17 protein-coding genes are annotated in these 19,696 nt (G+C 54.4%); 13 read left to right on the top strand and 4 right to left on the bottom strand.

What is annotated here, in order from left to right; genetic code table 11:
- Positions 1-168 precede the first annotated feature (168 nt).
- Positions 169-1,179, top strand: a complete 1,011-nt coding sequence (gene fbp, locus MED297_RS10455) for a class 1 fructose-bisphosphatase (protein WP_008044736.1) — start codon at positions 169-171, stop codon at positions 1,177-1,179.
- Between the two features lie 132 nt (positions 1,180-1,311).
- Positions 1,312-2,232 carry a DMT family transporter gene (locus tag MED297_RS10450; protein WP_008044732.1) on the top strand — a complete coding sequence of 307 codons (921 nt, stop codon included), beginning with the start codon at positions 1,312-1,314 and terminating at the stop codon, positions 2,230-2,232.
- 3 nt (positions 2,233-2,235) lie between these two features.
- Here the strand turns inward: MED297_RS10450 and MED297_RS10445 are convergent, their stop codons facing one another.
- Both MED297_RS10445 and MED297_RS10440 read right to left on the bottom strand, forming a co-directional pair.
- On the bottom strand, positions 2,236-4,866 hold the full coding sequence (locus tag MED297_RS10445) for a bifunctional diguanylate cyclase/phosphodiesterase (RefSeq protein WP_008044730.1): 2,631 nt from the start codon (positions 4,864-4,866) through the stop codon (positions 2,236-2,238).
- Positions 4,867-4,991: 125 nt separating this feature from the next.
- On the bottom strand, positions 4,992-5,966 hold the full coding sequence (locus MED297_RS10440; RefSeq protein ID WP_008044729.1) for a hypothetical protein: 975 nt from the start codon (positions 5,964-5,966) through the stop codon (positions 4,992-4,994).
- 122 nt (positions 5,967-6,088) lie between these two features.
- Here MED297_RS10440 and MED297_RS10435 point away from each other — a divergent pair, with 122 nt between their 5' ends.
- Genes MED297_RS10435 through MED297_RS10425 form a run of 3 tightly spaced genes read left to right on the top strand, consistent with a single transcriptional unit; the run spans position 6,089 to position 8,580 of the window.
- Complete coding sequence (locus tag MED297_RS10435; RefSeq protein WP_008044728.1) at positions 6,089-6,523, top strand: SRPBCC family protein; 435 nt, start codon at positions 6,089-6,091, stop codon at positions 6,521-6,523.
- The gene (locus MED297_RS10430) at positions 6,510-7,154 is read left to right on the top strand and encodes a TIGR01621 family pseudouridine synthase (protein WP_008044727.1); all 645 of its coding nucleotides are present in this window, start codon (positions 6,510-6,512) and stop codon (positions 7,152-7,154) included. Before MED297_RS10435 ends, MED297_RS10430 begins: the two co-directional genes overlap by 14 nt.
- A gap of 7 nt (positions 7,155-7,161) precedes the next feature.
- Positions 7,162-8,580: a DNA recombination protein RmuC gene (locus tag MED297_RS10425; protein ID WP_008044726.1), complete on the top strand. Its 1,419-nt coding sequence runs from the start codon at positions 7,162-7,164 to the stop codon at positions 8,578-8,580.
- Here the strand turns inward: MED297_RS10425 and MED297_RS10420 are convergent.
- A complete protein-coding gene (locus tag MED297_RS10420) occupies positions 8,577-8,831 on the bottom strand; it encodes a DUF4404 family protein (RefSeq protein WP_008044725.1) in 255 nt (84 codons plus the stop codon). The two genes, MED297_RS10425 and MED297_RS10420, sit on opposite strands and share 4 nt — an antisense overlap.
- A gap of 46 nt (positions 8,832-8,877) precedes the next feature.
- On the opposite strand from MED297_RS10420, the gene MED297_RS10415 reads away from it, so the two are divergent.
- Positions 8,878-11,127: an ATP-dependent helicase gene (locus MED297_RS10415; protein ID WP_008044724.1), complete on the top strand. Its 2,250-nt coding sequence runs from the start codon at positions 8,878-8,880 to the stop codon at positions 11,125-11,127.
- 10 nt (positions 11,128-11,137) lie between these two features.
- Here MED297_RS10415 and aguB read toward each other — a convergent pair whose 3' ends face one another.
- Positions 11,138-12,007 carry an N-carbamoylputrescine amidase gene (gene aguB, locus MED297_RS10410; protein WP_008044723.1) on the bottom strand — a complete coding sequence of 290 codons (870 nt, stop codon included), beginning with the start codon at positions 12,005-12,007 and terminating at the stop codon, positions 11,138-11,140.
- 132 nt (positions 12,008-12,139) lie between these two features.
- Between aguB and MED297_RS10405 the strand changes: the two genes are divergently transcribed.
- From MED297_RS10405 to malE, 7 genes are all read left to right on the top strand, one after another.
- Positions 12,140-12,553, top strand: a complete 414-nt coding sequence (locus tag MED297_RS10405) for a c-type cytochrome (RefSeq protein WP_008044722.1) — start codon at positions 12,140-12,142, stop codon at positions 12,551-12,553.
- Between the two features lie 308 nt (positions 12,554-12,861).
- Entirely contained in the window at positions 12,862-13,851 is a 990-nt protein-coding gene (locus tag MED297_RS10400) for a glutathione S-transferase family protein (RefSeq protein ID WP_008044719.1), read from the top strand.
- A 158-nt stretch (positions 13,852-14,009) separates the two neighbouring features.
- Positions 14,010-15,239 carry a phosphoglycerate dehydrogenase gene (gene serA / locus MED297_RS10395; protein ID WP_008044717.1) on the top strand — a complete coding sequence of 410 codons (1,230 nt, stop codon included), beginning with the start codon at positions 14,010-14,012 and terminating at the stop codon, positions 15,237-15,239.
- A gap of 19 nt (positions 15,240-15,258) precedes the next feature.
- Entirely contained in the window at positions 15,259-15,720 is a 462-nt protein-coding gene (locus MED297_RS10390) for a hypothetical protein (protein WP_040556974.1), read from the top strand.
- A gap of 143 nt (positions 15,721-15,863) precedes the next feature.
- Positions 15,864-17,621, top strand: a complete 1,758-nt coding sequence (locus tag MED297_RS21290; protein ID WP_050762904.1) for a methyl-accepting chemotaxis protein — start codon at positions 15,864-15,866, stop codon at positions 17,619-17,621.
- 109 nt (positions 17,622-17,730) lie between these two features.
- Entirely contained in the window at positions 17,731-17,904 is a 174-nt protein-coding gene (locus tag MED297_RS22075) for a hypothetical protein (protein WP_154650904.1), read from the top strand.
- Positions 17,905-18,175: 271 nt separating this feature from the next.
- Complete coding sequence (malE, locus tag MED297_RS10380) at positions 18,176-19,357, top strand: maltose/maltodextrin ABC transporter substrate-binding protein MalE (protein ID WP_008044704.1); 1,182 nt, start codon at positions 18,176-18,178, stop codon at positions 19,355-19,357.
- Positions 19,358-19,696 lie beyond the last annotated feature (339 nt).

Here is a 19,696-nt window from a genome sequence, read left to right as displayed (position 1 = left end):
GACAGGTACCGGATGTCCGAAATTTCCTGACCAACAGGTTGTATTTTTTGGGCACTTATAACGATAAAAGAGCAACACGGAGCTTCGGCCTGATAGTTGTTCATGTCAGCACTCAGGAAGGTTTACGGGTGCATGAGACGACCCCAGACGGCAGGATATGGAGATAGTATGGAGATAACCAAAACCCTCGGTGAGTTTATCATCGAGAAGCAGGCTGAGTACCCGGATGCCACCGGTGAGCTGTCATCAATTTTTGCGTCCATTCGCTTGGCTGCAAAAGTGGTACACCGGGAAATAAATAAGGCGGGATTGGCAGACATCACCGGGGCTGCCGGTAATGAAAACGTTCAGGGTGAACAGCAACAAAAGCTCGATGTCATCGCCAATGATAAGTTCAAGGCCGCTTTATCAGCTCGTGGAGTGGTGTGTGGCCTGGCATCGGAAGAAGAGGACACCTATGTCCATTTCGAAGATGGGCTGTGCAAAAACGGTAAGTACGTCGTCCTGATGGACCCGCTGGATGGCTCTTCCAACATCGATGTGAATGTGTCCGTGGGCACCATCTTTTCAGTGTACCGACGGCTTTCCCCTATTGGTGAACCAGTCACTGAGGAAGATTTCCTGCAGCCGGGTCGTGCTCAGGTTGCCGCGGGCTATGTTATCTATGGTTCGTCCACCATGCTGGTCTACAGTACCGGCAACGGCGTACACGGCTTTACCTACGATCCAAGCTTGGGGATATTCTGCTTATCGCACCCGGATATGCAGTTTCCATCGGACGGAAAAATATACTCAGTGAATGAAGGCAACTACGTTCACTTTCACGATGGTGTCAAACAGTACATTAAATACTGTCAGGTTGAGGACAAGAAAACCAACCGTCCGTACACCAGCCGATACATCGGATCATTGGTGTCCGACTTTCATCGTAACCTGCTCAAAGGCGGTATCTTTCTGTATCCAGCGTCTACTCAGTACCCTACCGGCAAGTTGCGCTTATTGTACGAATGCAATCCCATGGCGTTTCTGGCGGAACAGGCCGGTGGCTGTGCGATCGCCGGTGTCTCTGAACGCATTCTCGATATTAAACCGACCGAGTTGCACCAGCGGGTGCCGTTCTTTGTGGGGTCGGAAAACATGGTCGACAAGCTTGAGCGTTTTTTACGCGAGTTCTCATAAGACGGTAATCGGGACTGTCGAGGGTGGTCGGTCCCGGCCAAGCCCTTCGTAGGATGGTTTTGTGGTGGTATCACCGGTATGGTGACCGACCCTCCGGATGTTCGGAGGGACGTCAACAGGGGTGAGGTATTTGTGCAAAAACATCTGTTCATAGCGGTGCTGTTAGCGGCGACAGCGAACTTCTTCTGGGCGGCCAATGCCATTGTCGGCAAAGTTGTCGTGGCCGAGCTGCCTGCCTTCACCTTGTCTCAGTTTCGCTGGATCGGCGCGTTTCTGATACTGGCCCCCTTTGGCTTGTATCGCATTCGCCGGCAATGGGACTGGTATCGACAACGCCTACCGCAGCTGGTGGGACTGTCGATCTTGAGCGTCACACTCTACAACACACTGCAGTACTGGGCTCTGGAACACACAGAGCCCGTTAAGGTCGGGGCGATGCTGGCGCTGATGCCGTTGGCCATTGCCATTGTCAGCAGCTTTTTCGGCAGTCGTCGGTTGAGTTTGCCAGAGTGGGCGACTGCCTCTATAGCTGTGATCGGCGCGGTCACGGTGATCAGCGACGGTCAATGGCAAAATCTGCTGGGTGGGTCCGGCTTCAGTGCCGGTGAGGTCTTGATGTTGGTCGCCATCACCAGCTGGGCGTTTTATTCGGTGTTTCTGAAAAACACCGCCAGTGCGCAGATAGACGTGATTGGATTGCTGACTTTTTTTGTTGGTTCCGGCACGGTGATGATTTTGCCGTTCTGGGTCTACGATATGTTGACCGAGACGGTATTCCTGCCCAGTGGTGGTCAATGGGGCGCTGTGGCTTTTGTGGCGTTGTTTCCCTCGGTGGTGTCGTTGCTGTGCTGGAACATGGCCGTGCGGTTAAGCGATGCCAACATTGCCGGACTGATGGTGACGACCGCGCCTTTGTTTAACGCGTTGCTGACCATCGTGTTTTTGGAACATGCTGTTTCAAGTGCGCAGTGGGTCGGTATTGCATTGGTCATGACCGGTGTGGCTTCCACCCTCTTGATTGCCCGGCGCAACCTGTCAGCCACGGCCTCCTGACTTTTACTGATCGTCCGATTTCAGTTGTGGAATCAGCTCGTCAATCGATTGCGGTTTGTAAAAGTAAAAGCCCTGCAGTTCTTCGCAGTCGAGTTCAGTCAGGAACTGAACCTGGGCTGCGCTTTCCACGCCTTCGGCAACGAGACGTAAACCCAGCGTATGACCCATGTTGATAATGGCCCGAACCAGTTCATCGGAGCGGTCGGTTGTTCCAATCGCCCGGATGAAGCTCATGTCGATTTTCAGTACGTGCAGTGGCAAGGATTGCAGAATGCCCAGATTGGAGTAGCCGGTACCAAAATCGTCCAGAGCAAAGCGGAATCCGAGATCGTTCAGCTCCCGCATGTTGTCGCGGATATCTTCCGATTGTTCAGCAATGGAATGTTCGGTAATTTCCAGCTCGAACTGGGACGCCAGCACATTGTAGTCCTGCAGCAGGTGGCGAATGGCATCGGGCAGGGTTCGGTCTTCAAGTTGTCGGGGCGACAGGTTGATGGAAACCGTCAGGCCTTCCGGGAGCAGGTGACCGTACTGATCCATGGTGCGGAAGGTTTCCCGCATCACCCAATGGCCGATGTCTGCAATCAAGGATGTGTGTTCGGCGATCGGGATGAACTCACCGGGTGAAACGACACCCAGCACCGGATCGTGCCAACGCACCAGAACTTCCATGCTGGTGGACCGGTGCGGTTGCTGGCTGTCGACGCGTGGCTGAAATACTACGTGCAGGTAGTCGTTAGCGATGGCCGCCGGAAGACTGGCCAGTATGCGCTGGCGACGGTCGGTTTGTTCGCTGAGTTCGGCTGAGTAATAACGATAATGACCTCGAGCTTCTTTTTTGGCCGCGCTCAGCGCCGATTCTGACATACGCAGCAGCGTGTCATAGTCGGTTGCATCGTCCGGATACATGGCGATACCGAGCGTGAACTGAGGGTAGAGATCATCGGCAATCATGTACGGATCTTTCAACCGGCGCATGATCTGCTCAATGACAAAAACCGACTGACGGTTGTTGCCGATATCGACCAAAGCCATGGCAAAGGTATCGCCGGATAGGCGGGCGATGGTGTCTGACTTGCGTGAATGATTGTGCAGGCGCAGTGTAATCTGCTTCAGTAACTCATCGCCAACAGATTGGCCATGGCTTTCATTGACGGTCCTGAAGTCGTCAATGTTTATTAAAGCCAGTACAAAGGTCGTTCGCCGTCGTTCGCACAAGGCCAGATTCTGCTCGGCAATCTGACGGAAATAATGCCGGTTGGCCGCGCCGGTCAAAGAGTCGAAAGATTCCAGTTTCGTGACCTGTTCTTCGCGTTCGCGAATGGTCTGAATATTCCGCAGAATGCCTGTGACCTGGTTGTCGCTGGTGCGGGCAATACGATGATCAAACCATTGGTACGTCTCTCCGGTTTTCAGCCGATGCTCAAGATTAAGGCGATCCTGGTGACCGGCCATGAACGAATGGATTTGTTCGATATGCAGCATTCGCTGATCCGGATGCAGCCGATCAAACAGTGCGTCCAGTGATATCTCCTCGCCATTGATGTTCAACAGTTCCTGCAGCGGGGTCGACAGCGCTAGCCGTTCACCGTCGGTACTGACCCAGGATCCCATTTTGCCCAGCCGTTGTGCGGCCGTCAGTTCCTGCTCACTTTTTTCCAGGGCCTTTCGCTGTTGTTCTCGCAGACGAAAATTGACTCGCTGTAAACCGAGCAGAAAACTGAGGCCTATCCACAGTGCCGTCGCTGATGATCGGGTCACCCAGCGTGTGCGGGTTGTGAGTTGATCAACGCGGTTGGAGGAGGCGGCGATGCCGACGGTAATCTCGTTAAAATCCAAATCACGCGATGCACTGCGGTTGGCATCGAAAAGGTCATCAGCCAGCAGTTCGTATTGGCTGACTAAGGTGCGCACATTTATCTGCAGGTGAATGGCATCGGAAAGAATCATGTCCAGTTCTTGCTCAAGCTGTGCTAATGACAACACGCCAGAGAGAACCAGATCTGGTTTGTTTGGCATCGGTCGTACATAGATGACTCCGGGGACACCCTGAATCAACATGACCGGACCAATAACCGTCGGTTGTTGAGTGCGTAAAACATTCCGATACTGTAAACCCTGATCGGGCACCTGACTGAGGTCGGCACCCCGCACTTGCAGGTTTACATCGTTCGGTGGATAGACGTGTTTGACGATCAGGTTTTCGGAGACGGCGATGTTCAGAAACTGATTCCGATAAGCGGGCAGAATTTGTGTCAACCACTGCTGATATTCGGCGTCGGACAAGGAATCGCTCTGATTAACCAGAATGGCAATGGAATCCAATGCGGCGGCATTGTTCAGAAAAAACTGAGTGACGATGCCTTCGGCAATGTCCAGTTCATTCTCCAGATTACGATAGGCACCTTCTGTGGCCCGGCTGATAAACGCCGGTTCGAACCATTTGACGAACGGAATGATCGGCGCTGCGGTCAACACCAGCAGTGGCACCAGAAGTAGTTTTCGATGTTTAAGTACCAGGAACGCGCTCAGCCCAATGGCCAGAACTGCAAGGACGGCGTCCAGAATGGGGTTGCCGGTAAACGCAAAGGCAACCAGACACATCAGTGCGGACACCGTCAAAGCCACGATCATCAGGACTGACTCCAAGTGGCCCGGTTTCGGCTTTGATTTGGGGGACGGGAATGAAGCATTCTAATTGCGTTCTAATTCTCTTTACGTGCAGTATAGCTGGCGATTGTCGGCTGTCAGCCCGGAAGTCAGGATTTTATCATTGGACAGGGTGCACTGCCGAGTCCGGTGCCCAAAGTGACCATCATTGCTGGCTCGCGAAACCGGAACGCCAGACCGGCGGCGGCACTGTCGTGTTCGAGGAGTAATAAGGGGCCGAGATCCGATTCCGGTAACCATTCTTGATGTAAGCTGGTGGCTAAATGATCAGAATCTTCGGTAAGTCCATGATAGAGACTGCTGAAGTAGCGATACGGGTGCCCATGGTCCAGATAGCTGGCGATGCTGATGGCGACCGGTAGCGGGCGATCGAGCAGTTGACGTGTTTGCCGCAGCGCCAACATCAGCCCGGCTTTGCGGATTCGACCCTGTTCGCAAAAGTCCTTCGTTTTAGCCTCGGGCAATAACGTCAGTCGGTTACCGAAGCGGTGCGCGATGGCCCGCTTGATGCCGGTGCCTCCGAAATCCATAACCAGAATATCATCGGCACAAGCGGCGGTTTGAGCCAAGCCGAGCAATGCCGTGTTACCCCCCCAGGGAGAACAGATGACCGCCAGATTCTGGCTGCGTTGTTCGACCGACTGGGCCAGTGACTGACCGAATTCGGCCGACGTCAGCCCACCGGAGATCACCAGCGTCGTGATCGATTGCCAGTAGGCCCGCAAGGAGCGGCGGTAAGCATCATCCCCTGGCCAGGCCGAAGCGGTGCGGGCTGTATTAATCACCACGCTGAAGCGTTGGGCGTAACGGTCAAGAACGATTTGGTCTCGATGCGATTGTGGATCGAAGCGACCCAGAAAGCGGCGCAGATTACCCGCGTCGCCGTGCCCGGTATCTTCAAGAATCTCCAGTAACGCTTGTCGGGAAACCAGCGTTTTACCACACAGGGACGGGGTATTGACCAAAGGATCCTGACGATCCAGCAACAGGCTGTTGATGCTAAGTTTGTTCAGTGAGCCTTCTGGCTGCATGGCCAGTTTGGGCGTCAGGTCAGGCGTCGCCATAATGCACCGGTCCGGCTGAGGTGAATCCTAGTTGATGTGTCACGGAGTCTCGATATGTCGTTGGATTTTGCTAAACTGACGGGCAAACATTCACACAATCCAGCGTTGTTCAGGACTGACCGATGACCACACTCTATCATGAAATTGATGTCGTAGCCTCGCCTGAGCGTGTCTGGAGTTTGTTGACAACGCGCGCGGGTCTGAACCGGTGGTGGCCGGGTGAAATCACGATTCATGACGGTGACAGCTGGCGTTTTTTGCATCAGGATCGCGATGTGCCGTTGATCTTCCGGGTCGTCGAAGAAGTCCCCGATCAAAACCTGGAATGGCTGTGTGTGCAGGGTGAAGACGATTTTCATAACACGCTGGTGCATTGGCGCATTGAGGTCATGGACGATCGCATCAGTCTTATTGCTGAGCATCGCGACCTGCGCAAATCACCCGCGCATCTTGCCCGGTTAAACACCCATTGGGGGACCTGGATGGAACGTATCCGGGAACAGCTGCATCAGGACATCGCCACCGTTGATGATGACGATCTGAATGCCTGGACCTGAACCGACGATCCTAACGGCCACAGATGCTTATTTTGTCATCGTGAAGCCTACAGGCTGGACCGTACAACGCGATGCCCAAGCGCCGAGCGTACTCGAGTGGCTGAATGACCAGGGGCACACTGCGTTTCCGGTGCACCGACTTGATAAACCCACCTCCGGGTTGTTGCTGGTGGCCCGAACAACGGAAGCGAATCGAGCGTTGAGTCTTGGGTTCGCCGAAGGTCGTGTCGAGAAAACCTATCTCGCCATCAGTGATCGTCGCCCGCGAAAAAAGCAGGGCTGGGTCCGGGGCGACATGGCACCCTCACGGCGCAGCCAATGGAAGTTACTGCGTGAGCAGAACAATCCGGCGATCACCCGCTTTCGCAGTGTGTCACTGGACGATGGCGAGCGCGGATTTGTCCTCTACCCGAAAACCGGGAAAACCCATCAACTTCGGGTGGCCTTGAAATCGCTGGGCAGCCCCATGCTCGGCGATACCCTTTACGGTGGTACGCCCGCTGACCGACTCTACCTGCACGCCTGGCGACTGGCATTTGATTTCGAAGGCGAACGTTTGAGTTATCAGGCTGACCCCATCGATGATAAATTTACCCGATGGTTGTCGCACTCTTCGCCCGATAAGGACTGATTCTGTTTTGATCCCCTGGCTCACCGATATTCAACAGGCCTTTGTGTTTGGCCTGCTATCCACCGTGCTGGTCAGCACGGTCATTGGCACGTTGTTCTGGTCTCGCTGGCGACGTCAGCAATTATTGTTGGAGGAGATGCAGCAGGCATTGCACCAGGAGCGCAGTCTGAGTGCGCGGTTGGCGGCTGAGAATGCCGGGCTGCAGGTTCAGGTTCGGCAGCTGACGGAGTTGCAGGCGCAGTTAACGGCAAAAGATCAGCAGCTAAACCTGCTTCAACGCGAAGTGCGCACCTTGGAAAGCCGGCTCGCAGACATCAACGCGCGTGCTGAAAGTGCTAAGGCGCATCATGCCGAACAGCTGCAATTGCTGAATGACAGTCGCGAACAGTTGAAGCGGGACTTTGGTCAGTTGGCGAACGACATCTTTGAACAGAAGCAACAGCGATTCAGCGAACAGTCAAAGGCCTCGATTACCGCCTTGCTTGACCCGTTTCATCGTCAGATCGAACAGTTTCGTCAGCGTGTCGATGATATCCACAGCCGGGATGTCGAAGGTCGCAGTCAGTTGCTGACACAGTTGTCGGTGCTCAAAGACATGAATAGCCAGTTGAACCGTCAGGCGGACGATCTGACTAAGGCACTGAAGGGCGATAAGAAACTGCAGGGCAACTGGGGTGAGCTACAGATCGAACGGATACTGGAAAGCTCAGGGTTGCAGAAGGGTCGTGAATTTGAGCGGGAAGCTAACTACAAAGACGATCAGGGGCAGAACCGACGACCGGACTTCATCATTCATCTGCCGGATGGCAAACACATTATCATTGACAGCAAGGTCAGCCTGAATGCCTACCAGAAGGCGGTTGCGGCGGATGATGAAGCAACACGAAATACCGCCTTGCAGGCGCATGTCTCGGCGGTTCGGCATCACATTCATGCCCTGAGTGCCAAGAACTATCCCGGCTTGTCGGGGCTGAACTCGCCGGATTTTGTGCTGATGTTCATGCCGGTAGAAAGCGCTTTTATTGCCGCCTTCGAACAGGACTCACAACTGTTTAACGAGGCATTTGAGCGGCACATCGTTGTTGTGACCCCGACAACCTTGTTGGCCACGTTGCGCACGGTGGCCAATCTTTGGGTATTGGAACGGCAAAATGAAAACGCCAAAGAACTCTACGCATTGGCGGGCAAGATTTATGACAAGGTCGCGGTGTTCAGTCGGAAAATGGATAAGCTCGGTACGCAAATTCAGAGCGCTGACCGGACCTTTCATGAAGCCCTGAATACCTTTTCAGACGGACGCGGCTCCATGTTGAGTTACGTGGAGCGCCTTAAGGAAATGGGCGCCCCAACGTCAAAGTCAATCAGTGACACGCATCGCCCCCGCATGGTTGGCGAAGATGCGCCTGAGGCTGAAGACGAGGATTAAACGCCGATGGCGGCCAGAGTTTCCAGAATGTTCCGGGCAATCGAGGCGCTTTTCGGGTGATCGACTTCAATGTCTTCAATCAGCATTTCGACCGAATCTCGCAAGGTCGGGTCTACCGGGTCCGGACTGTCCTCATCGTGCAGGTGATAAGCGATCTGATCCATCAGCATTTTTTGCTGGGCACTGGTTTCGCCTTCGGGAAGGTGATCGCGGAGGTGTTGAAAGAGGGATTTCAGTTCTTGTTTGGGCATGGCAAAGACTCCTTTAGCGCTACGTTAACTATAGCAAATCTCAGCGGTGACTCTGGTATTCTATGCGCCCTTTACGAATCTGACGCGTTTTATTGTGCAGTATACTGACGAACAGCAAGCCATTATTGGTCATGAAGGTGGGCACGCCCGGATTATTGCCGTGGCTGGATCCGGCAAAACCCAGACGCTGACCGCCTATGTTCGTCAGCGCCTGGCGGCGGGTGTGCCGAAAAAGCGGTTGCTGGTGCTGATGTACAACAAAGCCGCTCAAATCGATTTCGAACAGCGCCTGCGTTCCCTGATGCCCGGCCAGTCATTACCTGATGTACGTACCTTTCATTCTTTGGGCTACCGGATCTGCCAAACCCTGATCCGTCAGGGTGACATGTTGCCTTTTGGCCGGACGCTTTTGAGTGACAGTGAAGTCGAGATGATTCTCTGGCAGTTGTTACGAGAGTGCGCACCAGAAGCGCTGGCTGATGATGTTCTGAGCCGCAAAAAGAAATGGGTGGAACCCGCACTGGCCTACATAGAACTGGTCAAAAGCCAGCTGGCGCCTCCTGAACAGGTCTTCGAACAGTCCGGCTTACCGGATAACTGTCGGTTTTTTATCGAGGTGTTTCACCGGTTTGAAGATTGGCGCAGCGATCAGCGCCGCTTTACCTACTCGGACCTGATTTGCGAACCGGTTATGCGGTTTGAGCGCGAACCTCATCTTGCCCGCCAGTTTGGCGGTCATATGGCCGAGATCATCGTCGATGAATATCAGGACATTAACCCGGTTCAGCAGCGGCTATTGGAAGTGCTGCAGGGGGACCGGGCACAGTTAATGATCGTAGGCGATCCGGATCAGACGATTTATGAGTTCCGTGGTTCCCGCCCGCAACTGCTCTCGCAACAGTTTGCCGAACGTTTCCAGCCGGTTGTGGATTATCACCTCAGTCATACCTTTCGATTCGGCCATGCCCTGAGCCTGTTGGCGAATCAGGTGATTTCCGGCAACTATGCCCACGATGACGCTCGTACGCAGTGTGTATCCGATGCTACCGCAAGTACCACCGAGTTGGTTCGGTTGGTCAGTGATGACAGCGCGCAAGCGGCCTTTGACTGCATTACCCGCTGGCAACAGGCGTATTCACTCGATGACATCGCGGTCATCAACCGACTGTGGGCAAACAGCGCCCGGTTGGAACTCATGCTGCTGGAACATGGCGTGCATTATCAAACCGATCAACCGTTCAGTGTGCTGGAACGACACGAGTTACGGCCATTACGGGTTCTGCTGCAGTTAGCGGACGGTCAGGGAATTCAATGGTCGCCAGCCATTCGCCGCCAAGCCTGGCAATCGCTGCTGACGCAGCCCTACCTGAAAATCCGGAAAGCGCTGATTGATCAGCTGATCCGGACCTTAACTCCGACAACCACACAATGGGGGCAGGCACTGCGCAATGCGGTGCCGGAAAATCTGTCCCGGTATCAGTCTGAGGCTTTGTTCGAGCGTGCCCGCTGGATTGAAAAAGCAGAACGAGGCCAGGGCGCCGCCTATGCTGTCCTGCAGGGTTGGGTGCAGGGCACCGATTACTACTCGGCGATGCAGGAAAACGCCTTCTCGGCGTCGGCGGTGGATGACCAGAAAGCGACGGTGCAGGCGTTTCTGTCGTTTGTGCGCAGTCATCGATGGGCCTTGTCCGATGGCGCCCATCAGTTACAAACGCTTGTCGAACGTGCCCGCGAACAGACCGCCGGTGGCGTTCTGATTACGTCGATTCACAAAAGTAAGGGCCGGGAGTGGCCCTGCGTCATCATTCCGGAGCTGAACGGACAGTTCTACCCGTATCAGCCGGAGTCCGAAATGAGCTTGCCAACGTCACTCGCCAGTGAGCGACGACTGTTGTATGTCGCCATGACCCGGGCACGGCACAGGTTGGCGCTCATAGTACCAACGCCCGGGGGAAGCGTTCCCGCCTCGAGTTTCCTGCCGGATGCTTTTATCGATGGAGCCCGCCAGGTCGCGTCAGCCGTGGGCAGTCCGGAGTCGTCCTTAACCTTGCCGTCCGACATGCACCGCAGCAGTGTCGAAACCTATGTCCGTTATCTGGGGTTAGGGGAGATCGACTGGCAAACGGCAGCACCGGAGGCGTCCGAAGGTGCGGGTCAGCGAGTCCGACACCCGTCCCTGGGTCTTGGTCAGATTGTGGGCCAGACCGAAGAGCGACTGCAGATTCACTTTATCCGCGATGATCGGATTCGCGAGTTCGACCGTCAGCTGGTCAGCCGCCTGTTGGATTACCTCTGAGCCGACGCGACTAAGCGCGTCCGTCTTTGGTCATTAACGTGCCATACTGACTGGGCCGGCGATCACGGAACAGCCCCCATTCACTGCGCTGAGCGTTCAGGGCATCCAGATCAAACGTTGCCTGGATAAACCCGGTACTTGTGCGATCCATCGACGTCACCAGTGCGCCCGTGTTATCGGCGATGAACGAAGAACCGTAAAAGGTGATCTGAGTGTCGTCGATGACCTCTGTCCCTATACGGTTGCTGGCAATCAGCGGTATCACATTGGCCGCCGCGTGACCCTGTTGGGTACGCTGCCAATGACCGGAAGAATCGATGTCCGGATTGTAGGGTTCACTGCCGATGGCGGTCGGGTAAAACAGCAGTTCCGCCCCCATCAGTGTCATCGCCCGCGCAGTTTCCGGAAACCATTGATCCCAGCAGATCCCGACGCCGATGCGCCCGAAGCGCGTCGAAAACACCTGAAAACCGGTATCTCCCGGGGTGAAATAAAACTTCTCGCAGTAGCCGGGACCGTCCGGAATGTGCGTTTTCCGATACAGACCCAGGTTTTCGCCATCCGCATCCAGCACAACGACGGAGTTGTAGGCCACCGGACCGCATTGCTCAAAAAAGCTGATGGGTAAGACCACGCCCAGTTCCCGGGCGATGGGGGCAAAATGCGCAATGGCCGGGTTATCATCGATGGCGGTGGCAAAGCGCCGAAATTCTTCTTTCTGATGCTGACAGAAGTAAGGCCGTTCAAACAGCTCCTGCAAAAGAATGACCTGAGCCCCGCTGGCCGCGGCTTCGCGTACCAGCCTTTCCGCCGTCTTGAGATTTTCACTGACGTCCCAACCACAGGGCATCTGTGTGGCCGCTACGGTAACTTCTCTCATGGCTTTTGGCTCCTGTGTCATCGTAAAAACCCGCATCATAGTCGAAAAGGCGAGCGCCTTGAATTGTTAGGCGTCGCAGGAGTCGTTATAATCGCCCGACCTTGAGAATAATGATCTGAAACGGACAAGCCCATGAAGAAACTGCTCGTGATCGTCGCTACCCTGGCACTGGGGTGGGCGATGGCAGAAACAACCAGCTACGAAGATGCGGTGGCCGACCGCCTGAAACCAGCCGGAAATGTATGCGTTCAGGGCGAGCCCTGTGAAACCGCCGCCACTGTGGCCGCAGCGGTCAGCTCAGGTCCGAAAAGTGGTGATGAAGTCTACTCCACCGCCTGTGCCGCCTGTCATGCCTCCGGTGCGTTGAATGCCCCGATATTCGGCGATGCCGCCGCGTGGGAACCACGTGTCGCGAAGGGTGTGGATACCCTTTATGACCATGCCATCAATGGTTTTAACACCATGCCTGCCAAAGGCGGCAATGCCTCGCTCAGCGATGAAGAAGTGCAGGCGGCGGTCGATCACATGGTCGCTGCTGTCCAGTAAGCGCCTCTGGCTACAAGAAACCCCGCTTAGGCGGGGTTTTTTTTGCCTGTAAACTTGGCGCTTCAAATTTTTTGACCCTCAGCCTCAGAATCCCCCGATTTGAATCATCTGTGCCCCCTCTAAGATAGTCTTTAAATAAACTTTTGCGTTTGGCGGGTTCCGCTCTTCCTGATCGCGGTGGTATCGCAATTGCGCAATGCCGCATGGGACGCTAGCGTTATGAAACGCGAAGCCGGGTCGATCCGGCTCAGCAAGACAGCTGCGGAGCATGATACCCGCCAGGCGACAGACAACGAGAGAGGTGGCAAATGGGGCTTTTAGTCGACGGAAAATGGGTGGATCAGTGGTACGACACCGAAAAATCCGGCGGAAAATTCATTCGTTCTGAATCGCAGTTTCGTAACTGGGTGACTCCTGATGGTGAACCGGGACCCACCGGCTCGGGTGGTTTTAAAGCCGAAAGCGGACGCTATCATCTGTATGTCTCACTGGCCTGTCCTTGGGCGCACCGGACGCTGATTCTGCGCGAGCTGAAAGGGCTGACAGAACACATCGGCGTGTCCGTTGTACATCCGGATATGCTGGAAGACGGTTGGGTATTTGAAGGCCCGGATTTCGGCAGTGACGTGATTGTCGCCGATGACCTTTACGGCAGTCGTTGTTATCACGAGCTCTATACCCGGGCCCAACCGGATTATTCCGGTCGGGTCACGGTTCCTGTGTTGTGGGATAAACAACAGGAAACCATCGTCAGCAATGAAAGCGCCGACATCATCCAGATGTTCAATTCGGCGTTTAACGAGTTGACCGGTGACCAACAGGATTTTTATCCGGAGTCACTGCGCGAGACCATCGATGCCGTCAATGAACGGGTTTATCACGATGTGAATAACGGGGTGTACAAGAGCGGGTTTGCAACCACGCAAAGTGCTTACGAAGAAGCCTTCGATGCCTTGTTTACGGCTCTGGACTGGCTGGAAGACCGGCTCAGTCAGCAGCGCTATCTGGCCGGTGATCAGATAACGTTAGCCGACTGGCGTCTGTTTACCACATTGATCCGCTTTGATGCCGTCTACGTTGGGCACTTTAAATGCAATCTGAAACGGATTGATGACTACCCGAACCTGAGCAACTACCTGCGCGAGCTGTATCAGGTGGACGGGGTTGAACAGACGGTGAATCTGGATCACATCAAGCGGCATTACTATTTCAGCCATCGGACCATCAATCCGCATGGTGTCATCCCGAAAGGGCCGGCGTTGGATTTCAATCAGACACACGATCGGGATCGTTTTTAACGGCTGAGTAATCCTGACCAGTCGGAGAATCCCAGTTCATCAACTGTTATGTTGCGAAATGGGGCATTCAAGCGGGTGGGCGCTATGGTAGAATCCGCGCGCCCGGGGTCGTTCGACCGACCCAACGTTATTTATCTCCGACTGACACGAGCCGAATCATGACGCAGACCTCTCTGGACAAAAGCAAGATCCGAATTCTCCTGCTCGAAGGCGTACATCAGAGTGCGCTGGATACGTTCGAAAAAGCAGGTTACACCAACATCGAATACCACAAAGGTTCCATTCCTGAAGACGAACTGCTGGAAAAAGTACGTGATGCGCATTTCATTGGTATCCGTTCCCGTACTCAACTGACCGAGCAGGTCTTTGCCGCAGCCGAGCGGCTGGTTGCGGTCGGGTGCTTCTGTATCGGAACCAACCAGGTGGATCTGAATGCAGCGGCGGTTCGGGGCATTCCGGTCTTTAACGCCCCCTATTCGAATACCCGATCGGTTGCGGAACTGGTTCTGGCCGAAGCCATCCTGCTGTTACGTGGTGTGCCAGAGAAAAATGCGGTTTGTCACCGCGGAGGCTGGCAGAAAAGCGCGACCGACAGTTTTGAAATTCGTGGCAAAAAACTGGGCATCGTCGGTTATGGCAGTATCGGAACCCAACTGGGCGTGCTCGCGGAAGGCCTGGGCATGGATGTGATGTTTTATGACATCGTCACCAAACTGCCGCTGGGCAATGCCCGTCAGGTCGGTTCGCTCAAAGAACTGCTCAATACGGCCGACGTCGTCTCGCTGCACGTTCCGGAAACCGATTCCACCAAGTGGATGATGGGCGAAGAACAGTTCGCGCAGATGAAAACCGGCTCTGTGTTCATCAATGCGGCTCGTGGCACGGTGGTCGTCATTGAAGCACTGGCGCAGGCTTTGAAAGAGCAGCGGCTGCTTGGCGCCGCTGTCGATGTGTTCCCGGTCGAGCCACGCAGCAACAACGAAGAATTCGTCTCGCCGTTGCGGGAGTTCGACAATGTGTTGCTGACACCGCACGTCGGTGGTTCGACACAGGAAGCTCAGTTCAACATCGGCATTGAAGTGTCTGAGAAATTGGCGACCTACTCGGACATCGGTACGTCGTTGTCGGCCGTGAACTTCCCGGAAGTGGCGTTGCCGGCGCATCCAAACGCGCATCGTATTCTGCACATTCACGAAAACATTCCCGGTGTGATGTCCGAAATCAACCAGGTGTTTTCTGAAAACAACATCAACATCATGGGTCAGTATCTGCAGACGTCAGAAAAAATTGGCTACGTGGTGATCGATGTTGCGCAGGATTGCTCACGCAAAGCGCTGGAAAAAGTGCTGCAGGTGAAAGGCACACTGCGCGCTCGCGTCCTGTTCTGAGTTGTCAGATCAAATGCGTATGTCACGGGTTAAACGGTTACTGGTGCTTGGCGTCGTTCTGACGCTGAGCGCCTGCGCGTCACGTTCGGTGGATACCGAGCTGACGCGCTGTGTCTACCCGGACAGTCCGCGAACGCCGGCGCCATCCTTTGTCTGTGGTGAGCCGGTGACCGGGTACCCGGTCAGTGTATTGCGCTCATCTGAAGACAGTGAGCAAAGCGTGCACGAACGCATGCAGGCAACACTCGACGATCAGGTTGTGCGCTGGAGTGAGCAACTCGCGGACGACTGGTATCCGGATGACGCCAGCGTGAACGCTCAGGCCCGCGCATTTTTACTCGATTGGCTTCAGGATAACGCCCGCATTGTGCGTTCCCGGGTCAGCCCAACAGCCACGCTTTGGCTGCTGGTCGGTATCCCCGACAATCTCAATCATTTACGCCAATTGACACAAGACGCTCTGAGTAACCTTCCCAACTGACTCTCCACCCTCAGTACAATCCCGCCTCTGAACCCCATAACTCAGCTAAAGAGTCCGGCGTTCAGGCCGTTACAATGTCAGACGAAAAAGTAGCCGTTTGTTGCTACGCTCAAGTCAGCAGTCCGTTTCCTCAGGGGGGCATAATGACGGGACGAACAAAAAAACCGTCTGGACGCAGTGGCTTCTCACTGCAGGTCAAGACCATAGCTTTACTGTCAACCATCATCTTTCTGATTCTGATCGCCAACACCTGGATTGGGGTCAACATCTGGGGTATTAACAGTGAGGTCGATACACAGGCCGAACTGATACAGTCGCAGAACCGTTTGGTGGATCGTCAGCAAGCCTCGATTCGCACAGCACAGTCGGTGATGGATCGCGTACAGGCGATTAATCAGGCCGTCACCATCCTTGCGGATATGAACTACTGGTATTTTCAGGGCGCATTAACCCTGCGGATCGATTCAGTAGAAACCGGGCGCGAACTGGAGCAGACCTTACAAACCTTGTTGACCAATCTGGAAACCATGGACTCAGGCAATGCTCAGGTGTTCAACCAGGTACGCGAAGAGCTGGAAACCTACATGCTGTACGTTGAGCGGATGTTCCAGATGTACGAATCCAACTCAGTGTCCATGGGCGCGTCTATGGCACAGGGGGCGAAAGACCAGTCAGACAACATATCGGCACTGCTGGATCAGTTACGTTCAGTCTACGTTGAAAATCAGACTGCCAGCATGCAGCAGGTGGTGACCGATGCCACCAACGTGGCTCAAGCCAGTGATGAGGTCGCCAATGGTGGTGAAGCCATTCGTGGTCAGGTGGGCAGTACCGTGACGGCGACCATCATTACGACCGTCGTTGTCATGGTGATCGGTGCATTCATGGGGCTGTTTTACTTGCGGGGCTTGTTGGTTCCTATTCGTAATCTGACCCGGGTTATCCAAAATATCGAATCAACCAACGATGTGTCGTTGCGTATTAACTATCATCGCAACGATGAGCTGGGACATATTGCCGACGCATTCGATGCCATGATGGCCAAGTTACAGGGCACCATCGAACGCATGTCGACGACGGCCAATGAGCTGGCCGGCATCGCGACGTCCGCACGCAGCGGCAGTACGGAGTTGTCCTCCAGTGTCCGCGCCCAGCAGGAAGAAACCGACATGGTGGCAACGGCCACGACGGAAATGTCAGCCTCGGCGGTTAACATTAAACAGAACACCGACGCAGCCTCGGCATTGGCGGCCCAAGCCAAAACCAAAACCGACGATGGCCGACAGACCATGGAAAACAGTGTGAGCAGTCTGGAGCGGTTAACCGAGCGTATTACGCAAACGTCCGACGTGATAGACCACTTATCGACCAACGCCGAGGCGATTGGTTCGGTACTGGATGTTATCCGGGCCATCTCCGAACAAACCAACCTGCTGGCCCTGAATGCCGCCATTGAAGCGGCGCGAGCTGGCGAGCAGGGGCGTGGGTTTGCCGTGGTTGCAGATGAAGTCCGCAACCTGGCCAGCCGCACCAATCAGTCGACATTAGAAATTCAGGACACGGTGACCAAGCTGCAGGAAGGCGCTCAGTCGGCGGTTGATCAGATTGAACGCAGTAAGCTCAGCAGTCAGGATAACCGGGTGAAAATCAATCAGGCCGCCGAAGCCATGGCGGATGTGGCGCAAGCGGTAGAGCAGATTAATGAGTTGAACAGTCAGATTGCTGAAGCTTCCGGCGAACAGTCTCAGGTGGCCGGAAACATCGATGAGTCCATTTCACGCATCTCTGCCCGGGTCAGCGATCTGTCCAGCAACGCCGGGCGCCGCGAGAAAGCCGCTGAAAAACTGCAGGTGATTGCCGAGGAGATGAAACATTTGGTTGACAGCTTTAAATTGCATTGAAAGGTGTCAATGAACCGACAATCCGTTTGAATTTGTAGCGTGCTGTGGTGGCAGTGCGCTGACCGACTAAACTTGTTCACATGTTACCTGTGAGTTAATGGAGTCGGGTATGAAATGGGTGTTCTTCTTTGTCGTCATGGCGGCTTGTCTCTTGCTGGGGACGGCCATGGTGTTGATTGACCATGGCGTCATTCGGGATTCAGCCATCTGCGGTGTCGGCGCTCTGGTTGGTTTTCTAATTGCTTATCAAATGCAGTCTCGCTATACCATTTTGGACGATTGAGCCCGGTAACGGGCATCATTCGTCGACTCCCTTTTGTTTCAATCGTCGTATTCATGTTCAGGCGCCGTTCATGGCAGCGTGTCACGATTCCACCCATCAGGAAAGTCGACCTTTAGGCATGAGTTCCAACGGGAGTTTCAGCCGGGTCTGATTAGGTGGATTTTACCCCGGAACGAAAAAAGAGGCCTTCTCGGGCATGGCCTGAGCGTTTACTTTAAGCGCCGTTAAGGGGTTTAAACTCCACAACAACAATAAGACAGGAAACGTGATTATGATGAAGAAAACGCTGGTTACTGCATTGACTATCGCCGGTGCCACCATGGGAACGCAAGCCGTTGCCTGGGAAGACGGTGCACTGCAGGTTTGGATTAACGCCGACAAGGGCTATAACGGTCTTCAGGCTGTGGGCGATTTATTCGAAGAAGATACAGGTATTCCGGTCACTGTAGAGACGCCGGAATCGGTTACAGAAAAGTTCCAACAAGAAGCCGCGATTGGTAAAGGTCCGGACATTTTTATCTGGGCACACGACCGTTTTGGTGATTGGGCCAAGTCTGGTCTGATTGCACCGGTTGAGCCAAGTGACGACACACTGAACGCACTGGACGATGCCTTCTGGGGCGCGGTGCAATATAACGGTCAGTACTTCGGTTACCCGATTTCAATTGAAGGTCCAACCCAGATCTGTAACGCCGACATCGTTGATGCGCCTTTCGCATCCATCGCTGACGTTCGCGCAGCGGCCGATGCCCTGGCTGCCGATGGTAAGAAAGCGTTGATGTGGGATTACAACAACACCTACTTCACCTACGGTTTCCTGACGGCTGAAGGCGGTTATGCCTTTGAAAACGTCGATGGCAGCTATAACCCGAAAGTCACCGGTGTGAATAACGACGGTGCCATCGCGGGTGCGCAAATGATCAAAGATCTGATCGATTCAGGCGTGATGCCAGCCGGTGTTGACTACGGTGTATTCGACTCTGCCTTCAAGGCGGGTGAAGTAGCTTGTGTCATCAACGGACCATGGGCGTGGGCCGACTATGAAAAAGCCGGTATCGACATCATCCTGGGTCCTTACCCGAAAGTGGATGACGGTCAGCCTAAAGGCTTCACCGGTGTACTGTCTGCTGCCGTTAACGCAGCCACACCAAACAAAGACCTGGCCATTGAGTTCCTGGAAGGCTACCTGCTGACCAAAGATGGTCTGAGCACCGTGAACGATGACCGTACACTGGGTGCTGTAACGCACAAAGGCTTCATGAAAGAGCTGGCGGCGGATAATCAGACTCTGGCAGATGCCTATGCTGTATGGCAGACCGGTGAACCAATGCCAAACATTCCTGAAATGAGCGCTTTCTGGTCGAACATGGAATCGGCACTGACGGCGATTACTCAGGGTCGTCAGTCCGTAGAAGATGCGTTGAATGATGCGGCGGATCGTATTGCTAAGTAATTAAAGCAATAAACTTCAAACGGTGCGGGTCACCGTTGGCAAGAAGAGCTGAATGCATGGCATTTGGCTCTTTTTTTTGCATTGGGGCATCGCTCCCGAGGAAAACCAGCACATCAGGAACCGGGTGTCTGAAGAACCTTAGGGTGGATACACAGGGGCGAACACCGGTGTCTATCAGTCTGTGAGCACCCTCAATTAGCCGTTATTTGCTTTAATGGGCTCAGACAAGTGTGTCTGCGATGGGTGCGGCATAACCCCTTGCTGGATCGAACGGAAATCCACCCAGTTTTTTCCTGAAAATCCACCCGGTGCCAACCGGTATTTATTGTGGAAATCACT

This window comes from Reinekea blandensis MED297 (assembly GCF_000153185.1).
In the GTDB taxonomy this organism is placed as follows: Bacteria; Pseudomonadota; Gammaproteobacteria; order Pseudomonadales; family Natronospirillaceae; genus Reinekea; species Reinekea blandensis.
Note: the sequence above shows the minus strand (reverse complement) of the source record. Positions and strands in the feature narration are given on the sequence as shown.